The organism is Alcaligenes sp. Marseille-Q7550 (assembly GCF_965112015.1).
This window is the reverse complement of sequence record NZ_CBCOPU010000023.1, coordinates 1-1,194: the sequence shown is the minus strand read 5'-3', so window position 1 is coordinate 1,194 and position 1,194 is coordinate 1. Positions and strand designations below refer to the sequence as shown.

Genomic DNA, 1,194 nt, shown 5'->3' with positions numbered 1-1,194 from the left:
TCGTCTCGTGCGAATCAGTCATTTTTAATCTTTTACTCCAGAGTTTCTTATTTCTTCCGACGGCTCCGCATCCTGCCGCCCGGCATCCGCCTGGGCCGGCTCCAACGAATCCGGGTCAAATTCCACATCGGCCAGGGCGGCCTGCGGCAGGGCCTCTTCGGACGCCCGGCCGGCGACAGCCTCTTGCTGCACGGCCGGTTCAAATTCCATCTCGGCGCCCGGCGCCGACTCCTGCTCCGCGGCAACGCTCACGGATTCCTGCTCATCGCCCGGCGTCGGTTCGCCGGACGGCGTTCCGTCGGACGGCGTTCCGTCGGGCGGCGTTCGCTCGGACGACCCTTCGTCGGACGTCGCGCCGCCGTCGGGCAACTGCGCCAGCACGTCCAGCGAGTCCAATGACTCCACGGCCGGCAATTCGTCCAGCGAACGCAATCCAAGATCATTGAGAAAATGGCGGGTCGTCCCCAGCAAGGCGGGCCGGCCCGGCGCATCACGGTAACCCAGCACCTCGATCCAGCCCCGGTCCTCCAGGGTGCGGACGATCTGGGTGGATACGCTGACGCCGCGTATATCTTCGATATCACCCCGCGTCACGGGCTGACGCCAGGCGATGATGGCCAGGGTCTCAAGCACCGCGCGGGAATACTTGGGAGGACGCTCCAGGCTCAGCCGCGACAGGAACACCTGCATGGCGGGCCGGCTCTGAAAGCGCCAGCCGCCGGCCACCTGCACCAGCTCCAGGCCGCGCTCCTTCCAGTCCAGCTGCAGCAGGGCCAGATAACGGCGCAGGTCATCAGCCGACACTTCCGGCGATACGAACATCTTGCGCAGCTCGGCGCTGTTCATGGGCTGCTGCGCACACAGCAGGGCCGTCTCCAGGACGCGAATTATTTCACTTTCGGTCACTGCTGGGAAGCCTCACTGTAAGACAATACTTGCATAAGGTAAACATTCAATGTTTATATTCTTTTTTTCCGGCGCGGGGTGGAGCAGCTTGGTAGCTCGTCGGGCTCATAACCCGAAGGTCGTAGGTTCAAATCCTGCCCCCGCAACCAAACATAGCAAGCCTGCCTTTTCAGGCAGCTTCGCCAAAAAAACCGGGCCTTGCCCGGTTTTTTCTTGCCCGCTTCCCTCCTCACGCCGGAATCCGCACGCCAAGGCCGTGCCTTGGAGCCCCGGCGCCCCCTTCGCCCC

1 protein-coding gene and 1 tRNA gene are annotated in these 1,194 nt (G+C 63.3%); one reads left to right on the top strand and one right to left on the bottom strand.

Features of this window, described 5'->3' with window-relative positions:
* Nucleotides 1-24: 24 nt before the first annotated feature.
* Nucleotides 25-906 carry an SMC-Scp complex subunit ScpB gene (gene scpB / locus ACWPWO_RS18815; RefSeq protein ID WP_454007893.1) on the bottom strand — a complete coding sequence of 294 codons (882 nt, stop codon included), beginning with the start codon at nt 904-906 and terminating at the stop codon, nt 25-27.
* Nucleotides 907-978: 72 nt separating this feature from the next.
* On the opposite strand from scpB, the gene ACWPWO_RS18810 reads away from it, so the two are divergent.
* Nucleotides 979-1,055, top strand: a tRNA-Met gene (locus ACWPWO_RS18810).
* Nucleotides 1,056-1,194 lie beyond the last annotated feature (139 nt).